Below are 6,991 nucleotides of genomic sequence, written 5' to 3' on the forward strand. Positions count from 1 at the left end.
GAGATAACAGCGCAACTTGGGCCTCAATCGTGTTGAAATGTCCTTGACTGGGGCTAGTTCTTGCATGTAGACGAGCACCATCACGGTAAGCTAGTAGTGCTCGACGAAAGCTTACAGAATTAGCGAGCAACCAATCTTGCCATGTCATCCCATCGATGGGTAAAGAAACTAAATGGTGTTCATTTATAATGGTTTCCGCCATTGCTTCCATTAACAAGGATTTATTCTTGAAATGCCAATATAGAGTTGGAGATTTAATACCCAATCGTTGAGCTAGCTTGCGTGTGGTTATTGAATCTATGCCTTCTTCATTCAACATATCCAATGCGGTACGCAGGACTATTTCACGTGTCAGACGTTGAGGTGCAATATCTTTTTTACTCATAAATCTATCACTGATAGGGAGTGTGTGAGAGAATATTAATTCTATCATTGCTAGAGAAGGCATTTGTGAAGAAATCATTGAGCGTGATTTTAATCACTATATTTCTGGATGCTGTTGGGATTGGTTTAATTATGCCGATCTTGCCTGAATTATTACGGTCATTGGCTGGAGCTGAAGCAGGCGGTGTTCACTATGGTGCTTTATTAGCTGTGTATGCTCTGATGCAGTTCATTTTTGCACCTATCCTTGGAGCGTTGAGTGACCGATTTGGACGTCGACCTGTATTAATTATTTCAATTGCTGGTGCAACGGCTGATTATCTCCTAATGGCTGCTGCTCCTTCTCTATTGTGGCTATATATTGGTCGTATTTTTGCGGGAATTACAGGTGCCAACATGGCTGTTGCAACAGCTTATGTTTCAGATATTACTCCAGCCCATGAGCGTGCAAAAAGGTTTGGTCTCCTTGGAGCTGTCTTTGGTATTGGGTTTATAGCGGGTCCGGTAATAGGTGGAGTTTTGGGTGAATGGAACTTACATGCACCGTTCTTTGCTGCTGCTTTTATGAATGGGATTAATTTAATAATGACAGCAGTCTTATTAAAAGAATCAAAACACAGCAATAAAATGACTGAGAAGGTTCAGGAGCAATCAATATTAAAGAAATTATCCTATTTGATCACTCAACCTAATATGGCTCCATTGCTTGGTATCTTTTTAATTATCACATTGGTTTCACAAGTCCCCGCAACTTTATGGGTTATCTATGGGCAGGATCGTTATGGCTGGAGTATATTTATTGCAGGTGTTTCCCTTGCTAGTTATGGAATATGCCATTCTATTGCACAGGCTTTTGCTATCGCCCCTATGGTAAAGAGGTTTGGAGAGAAAAATACGTTGTTATGTGGAATAGCTTGCGATGCAATTGGTTTACTTCTTTTATCTATTGCTGTTGAAGAATGGGTGCCTTTTGCGTTGTTACCATTGTTTGCCCTTGGTGGAGTAGCCGTTCCTGCTTTGCAAGCAATGATGTCCAGAGGTATTAGTGATGAAAGACAAGGTGAATTACAAGGGCTATTAAGCAGTTTTAATAGTCTGGGGGCTATAATTGGTCCTGTATTAGTTACTAGCCTCTATTTTATGACTCAGGCATCAGCTCCTGGAATGGTATGGGCATTAGCTGCAATACTTTATGTAATCACCCTACCCTTATTGCTTAAGTATCGCCTGAATAAATATTCTGGAGTTCCATAAAATATTTAATTTATTGGTTTAAAAACTAATGGATTCTATAGTTTATCTAAAATTAACATAATACACCTTATCCGAAATGCTTAGATATTTTCATTATCTTTCAATGTTATAGTCAATACTTAATAGCCCGAAACGTCATGCTCGGGCTTTTTTTATGATTCTTCACGTTCCACGACTAATATTTCATCAATGTTTCACAACTTTGATTAGCTCCAGTAAATAATTAAAACCTAGATAATAAGAACCGAGCGAGTGTCTACGAGCGATTGAGCATCATCAAAATTTCGACCTCGCTTTTTCTCTGATTACAAGCTCCCTTTCGATTTTAAACGGTAGTTACAGAGCATCCCGAATGGGTGCGAACTTTGGAGCTTTTGCTTTTCAAAAAGTATGAGCGAAGCGAATACATTACCAATGCTTTTGCTTTTAGATTTCATAAACAGGATTAACCAAAAACTGCCCCATGAAGCGAGGAACGAGCTTCAATAGAGTACGAGCTTTAGCGAGTACATAGGGCAGTTTTAAGCACTCCCCTCTTTTTAATATTTTTTAATTTTTTAATTTTTAGCCTCTACAATTAATTGATATATAAGAATAAAAATAGCAATAAGTACACCTTTATCTTGCAATAAGTACACCTTTATCTTGCAATAAGTACACCTTTATCTTGCAATAAGTACACCTTTATCTTGCAAAGTGACACTCAATAAAATAGAGTGTACTTATATATTTAAAAAACATGTGTGCTTATGAAAAAGGAACTAGTCGTTAAAGATAATGCACTAATAAATGCCAGTTATAATTTAGACCTATCAGAACAACGTTTAATACTGTTAGCCATACTTGAAGCTAGGCAATCAAATACACCCAATGATAAAGATTTGACGATTCATGCTGAAAGCTATATCAACCATTTCAATGTTCATAGAAATACAGCCTATAAAGTTCTTAAAGATGCTTGCAAAAGCCTATTTGATCGTAGATTTAGCTATCAAAAGCTGACTCAAAAGGGCAACATTGAGAATGTAATAAGTCGATGGGTACAACGAATATCTTATGTAGAAAATGAAGCTCTTGTTCGTATTAAGTTTTCTGATGATGTTGTACCGTTGATTACAAATTTAGAAAAACACTTCACCAGTTATGAACTAGAGCAAGTCAGCAGTTTAACTAGTGTTTACGCTATACGCTTGTATGAGTTGCTTATCGCATGGCGTAGTACAGGCAAAGTGACTATGGTAGAGCTAGAAGAGCTAAGATTAAAATTAGGCATAGAACCCAACGAATACAAGAGAATGGGGCAATTTAAAGAAAAAGTTTTACACCTTGCCATTGATCAAATTAATGAGTACACAGATATAAAAGCAGAGTATGAACAACACAAACGTGGTCGTTCAATTATTGGTTTTTCATTTAAGTTTAAGCAAAAATCACAGCCGAAAAAATTAGATTCTAAGCGTGACCCAAACACACCTGACTTTTTTGTCAAAATGACCGATGCACAACGCCATTTATTTGCCAATAAAATGTCAGAAATGCCTGAAATGGGGAAATATTCACAAGGTACAGAAAGCTACCAACAATTTGCTATCCGTATAGCAGATATGCTTTTAGAGCCTGAAAAATTCAGAGAGCTTTATCCAATATTAGAAAAATCAGGATTTCAGCCATGATTAAATTAAACAACCTATCAACTGATCTAAAACATGTGACCGTTGAATACCTCGACATCGTAAATTATGAAATTGCGAGGGAAAATATATGCGGTTATATCTTCCTATTATCTCGAATATCCAAAAATGCAGAACCCACCAAAAAAATGCAGATGGAAAGCAAAATACAGGACTTAATTTACTATCGAGATAATTTGCAGATAGAGGACAAAGACAATATTCAAAAGGTTTTAAATACGCTCATTCCCGAGTATCAAGCCGAACAGAACAACCAAACAGCTAAGAAAAATTAGGCTTCAATATCGGGCAAATCAAAAAGCTGTCTATCTCTATTTTCTGTTAAATATTCGTTGAGTTCAGCGAGTATTTTTTCTTTATTGGCTTCATTAGATTGCATCTTTTTAATTAAGTAAGAACCGAGCAAAATTTTACGTCTTGTATCGTCCTTTCTTTCTTGTTCCTTTTGCTTGGTTTTTTCTCTTGCATCAATAGCCTGTTTTTGAGCTTTTAACTGTTTCAACTTTTCTAATTGGGCTTCAATTTTCTTTTCGATATTTTCAGCAGATTTTGTCATAACGGTTAATTTCGGGATATAGAAAACCACTCAAGCATAAAACCCTATGAATTGAAATTCAAGCGGGCTATATGCTATCGTGTTTTTCATGAAATGCGCACTTACGACTTGAACAAAGTTCAAGTCAAAGTTGCGCAAGGGGACACCCCTTAACCCCAAAAAACTGCTACGCAATTTTTTAAAAGCAAAAGCACCCCAAGGCGACTGCATGGCAATTTATCATTGTTCCACTAAAACGGTGAACCGAAGTTCGGGGCGAACTGCGGTTGCATCATCTGCATATCGTGCAGGGGAAAAACTAGAAGATGAACGCACAGGACTGACCCATGACTTTACGAGAAAAGACGGTGTCGCCCATTCTGAAATTCTGTCTAATTTAGATATTGAAATTGACCGTGGTGAACTTTGGAACTTGGCAGAAAAAACCGAAAACCGTAAAGATGCCCGAACCGCTAGAGAATGGGTCATTGCCCTACCTGATGAATTAGACGCTGATCAACGTAAGGACTTGGCAAAAGACTTTGCCAGGTCCTTAGTTGATCGCTATGGAGTGATCGCAGATTTAGCCATCCATGAACCCAGCAAAGGCGGTAATGATAAGAATCATCACGCCCATATCATGCTTACCACCCGAAAAGCCGAATTGGACACGGACAATAAACTCACCCTGACCACCAAAACCGATATTGAACTCAGCAACGCCAAACGAAAAAGCCTTGGTATGGGTACAACCCAAGACGAAATTAAACAGATTCGGGAAACGTGGGCAAATTTAGCCAATCACGCATTAGAACGAGCAGGCTACCGAGAAAAAATAGATCACCGCAGCTATGCCGATCAGAATAACGGACTACAAGCCACCATCCATGAAGGCACTAAAGTCACCCAATTACGCAGACAAGGCATAGACACTGAAATCAGCCGTTTTAATGACAATGTGAAACAGCAGAACGCCCAACAGCTTGACCAACAGAAACAGCAGAAAGAGAGCGTTTTACAGCGTGGTTTAAACCGTGTCGATCAAGGTTTTGATCAATGGCAGAAGAACCAAGAAACCAAACGTCTAGAACTGGAACGCCAAGCGGAAATGAAACGACAGCAAGAATTAGATAAACAACGAGCCGAGCAAGCACTCCGCAAGGCATATCAAAAACTAAGTAGAGGCGGAATGTCATTATGAGTAATCAAAATGATTTAGATGACCAGTTATATATTTTATTGGCATCCATGAAGGAATATCGAGAAGCCATAGCAGACGATAAGAAGCGATTAGAGCAGTTTTACAACCAAGTCGCTAGTGGAGTGCTAGACAAGGCTGAAAAATCGCTAGAAAACACAAATAAGAAGCATACAGGTGCATTAAACAACAGTATTCAGGCATTAAACGAAGCTACAAACAGGCTCAACTTAAAACTTATCTTTATTTTTGCCAGCACGTTTGTTGCTGTGATGATGGTGTTCATTTTGGCTATCTTTTTATACATACCAAGCAAAGACGAAATTGATGAACGTAGAGCAGATATGGCTGTACTAAAAAAATATCCGCTACAAATTCGAGAAAGTGATGGTGAAACATTGGTGAGAATAATGAGGAAAAATTGCTACTCGTTTGAACCGAGTAGTGTCAAAGAAAAAACGTATGACTGGTGTCAGATCGACCCTAAAAAATACTAGTTGATCGGTACTTTGCTTGGTTTTTCTCATTACAAATCAAATTACAGCAAGCGCAAAGTTGCCCGACTTTGAAACATGGCTTTAGCCATCTTTCAAAGCATCGAGCTGAAATTTCGCATAAGAGATTTTATGTTAAATAAGATGGAACTTAGACAAAATTTTATTAATAGTTATGCATTCTGCACAGTTAGTTTTAGACCTAAAGCATTTACTACACGATTAATCGTATCAAAACGAGGTGCTGAATCTTGACGGAGTGCTTTGTAAAGTGCTTCACGTCCAATTCCTGCTTCTTTAGCGATTTGAGTCATACCACGAGCTTTAGCAATTACACCAAGTGCATGAGCTAGTTCAGCAGGGTCATTCTCTTCAAGAACCATATTAAGATACATTACAATATCTTCTTCACTCTTAAGTGCTTCTGCCATGTCAAAGCTAGGTAGATCAGCTATTTTAACCATTTTTCAATCCTCTAAAGATTTTGATAAATCAACAGCTCGTTCTATATCCTTTTGCTGTGTAGATTTATCACCACCTCCAAGCATCACAATGATTACATCACCATGTTTGATGTAATACATGCGCCAACCTGGTCCGAAGAACTCTCGCATTTCCCAAACACCTTCTTGAAGATGCTTTACATCGCCCCAATTACCACGCTGAACCTTATCTAATCTTCGATTCAGTTTAAGACGGGTCATACTGTCTTTAATGCTATCTAGCCATTCATCAAATTCAGGGAGACGTTTAATCTCGGTCATGAAAGTTCCTCTTTATTGTATTCGATCGAATACACAACATTATAATGAATATATTTTATGAGTAAATGAAATAATAAGAATATATTTTATCAATTGATTATTTAATAACCTATGTTCTTGGCAAAAGGTATCAAACCTGCTCATAAAAAAGCCGACTTGTTTCTAAGTCGGCTTTTTACTGTTTTTGAAGTCAGTCAAAATTTTATAACTATATGAAAAACAATAATATTTTAAATTGCGTTTCGTATAAGCTCTATTATGTTAAATAATTAAGGATAAAAGCTTTATTACTAAATAGAACAGTTGCTTAAAGCAGTATAGAGTTAAGTTTGCATTTTAATATCAAGTTGTCTTTCAGCACCGATAATCACCATACGAATCCCATTTTCAAAAATGTCATCCGCATTCATATTTTGTAAGGTATTCACTCCTTGGAGCATGAGTGGATATATAGTTGGATCGGCTTCGAATGGTGGGTCTGATCTTATTTCTTCTTGCTGCTCCTCAAGGACCCACCCAACAATAAACCTTCCTAATGTCATAAGTAATGCAACTGCTTCAACAGGAGAAAACCCAGCATGAGATAACAGCGCAACTTGGGCCTCAATCGTGTTGAAATGTCCTTGACTGGGGCTAGTTCTTGCATGTAGACGAGCACCATCACGGTAAGC

Annotated in this window: 10 protein-coding genes; 5 read left to right on the forward strand and 5 right to left on the reverse strand. The window is 37.8% G+C overall.

Annotated elements, in window-relative coordinates; all coding sequences use genetic code 11:
- A partial coding sequence (locus NI466_RS15265; RefSeq protein ID WP_253173967.1) for a TetR family transcriptional regulator occupies positions 1 to 385 on the reverse strand: 385 nt, incomplete at its 3' end.
- 65 nt (positions 386 to 450) lie between these two features.
- Here NI466_RS15265 and tet(39) point away from each other — a divergent pair.
- The 3 genes from tet(39) to NI466_RS15280 all read left to right on the forward strand — a co-directional run bounded on the left by tet(39) (position 451) and on the right by NI466_RS15280 (position 3,604).
- Positions 451 to 1,638, forward strand: coding sequence for a tetracycline efflux MFS transporter Tet(39) (tet(39), locus tag NI466_RS15270; protein WP_004856455.1), 1,188 nt, complete (start codon positions 451 to 453; stop codon positions 1,636 to 1,638).
- Between the two features lie 749 nt (positions 1,639 to 2,387).
- Positions 2,388 to 3,311: a replication initiation protein RepM gene (gene repM, locus NI466_RS15275; RefSeq protein WP_004856439.1), complete on the forward strand. Its 924-nt coding sequence runs from the start codon at positions 2,388 to 2,390 to the stop codon at positions 3,309 to 3,311.
- Complete coding sequence (locus NI466_RS15280) at positions 3,308 to 3,604, forward strand: hypothetical protein (protein ID WP_004856442.1); 297 nt, start codon at positions 3,308 to 3,310, stop codon at positions 3,602 to 3,604. Before repM ends, NI466_RS15280 begins: the two co-directional genes overlap by 4 nt.
- On the opposite strand, the gene NI466_RS15285 is transcribed toward NI466_RS15280, so the two are convergent.
- Positions 3,601 to 3,885, reverse strand: coding sequence for a DUF8583 domain-containing protein (locus NI466_RS15285; RefSeq protein WP_004856445.1), 285 nt, complete (start codon positions 3,883 to 3,885; stop codon positions 3,601 to 3,603). The two genes, NI466_RS15280 and NI466_RS15285, sit on opposite strands and share 4 nt — an antisense overlap.
- Before the next feature lie 208 nt (positions 3,886 to 4,093).
- Here NI466_RS15285 and mobQ point away from each other — a divergent pair, with 208 nt between their 5' ends.
- Complete coding sequence (mobQ, locus tag NI466_RS15290; RefSeq protein ID WP_004856449.1) at positions 4,094 to 5,065, forward strand: MobQ family relaxase; 972 nt, start codon at positions 4,094 to 4,096, stop codon at positions 5,063 to 5,065.
- Entirely contained in the window at positions 5,062 to 5,559 is a 498-nt protein-coding gene (locus NI466_RS15295) for a hypothetical protein (protein WP_004856450.1), read from the forward strand. Before mobQ ends, NI466_RS15295 begins: the two co-directional genes overlap by 4 nt.
- A gap of 170 nt (positions 5,560 to 5,729) precedes the next feature.
- Here the strand turns inward: NI466_RS15295 and NI466_RS15300 are convergent, their stop codons facing one another.
- The 3 genes from NI466_RS15300 to NI466_RS15310 form a co-directional block, all read right to left on the reverse strand.
- The gene (locus NI466_RS15300) at positions 5,730 to 6,020 is read right to left on the reverse strand and encodes an addiction module antidote protein (protein ID WP_004787581.1); all 291 of its coding nucleotides are present in this window, start codon (positions 6,018 to 6,020) and stop codon (positions 5,730 to 5,732) included.
- A 3-nt stretch (positions 6,021 to 6,023) separates the two neighbouring features.
- Positions 6,024 to 6,320, reverse strand: coding sequence for a type II toxin-antitoxin system RelE/ParE family toxin (locus tag NI466_RS15305; RefSeq protein WP_004787583.1), 297 nt, complete (start codon positions 6,318 to 6,320; stop codon positions 6,024 to 6,026).
- 323 nt (positions 6,321 to 6,643) lie between these two features.
- On the reverse strand, positions 6,644 to 6,991 hold a 348-nt coding region (locus tag NI466_RS15310), incomplete at its 5' end, for a TetR/AcrR family transcriptional regulator C-terminal domain-containing protein (protein ID WP_253173968.1).

The sequence above is a fragment of the Acinetobacter lwoffii genome, from assembly GCF_024129595.1.
GTDB classification, from domain to species: Bacteria; Pseudomonadota; Gammaproteobacteria; order Pseudomonadales; family Moraxellaceae; genus Acinetobacter; species Acinetobacter lwoffii_O.

Coding starts and splice junctions, on each gene's coding strand:
- NI466_RS15305 (WP_004787583.1), bottom strand. CDS start 6,320: ATGACCGAGATTAAACGTCTCCCTGAATTTGATGAATGGCTAGATAGC.
- NI466_RS15285 (WP_004856445.1), bottom strand. CDS start 3,885: ATGACAAAATCTGCTGAAAATATCGAAAAGAAAATTGAAGCCCAATTA.
- repM (WP_004856439.1), top strand. CDS start 2,388: ATGAAAAAGGAACTAGTCGTTAAAGATAATGCACTAATAAATGCCAGT.
- mobQ (WP_004856449.1), top strand. CDS start 4,094: ATGGCAATTTATCATTGTTCCACTAAAACGGTGAACCGAAGTTCGGGG.
- NI466_RS15295 (WP_004856450.1), top strand. CDS start 5,062: ATGAGTAATCAAAATGATTTAGATGACCAGTTATATATTTTATTGGCA.
- NI466_RS15300 (WP_004787581.1), bottom strand. CDS start 6,020: ATGGTTAAAATAGCTGATCTACCTAGCTTTGACATGGCAGAAGCACTT.
- NI466_RS15280 (WP_004856442.1), top strand. CDS start 3,308: ATGATTAAATTAAACAACCTATCAACTGATCTAAAACATGTGACCGTT.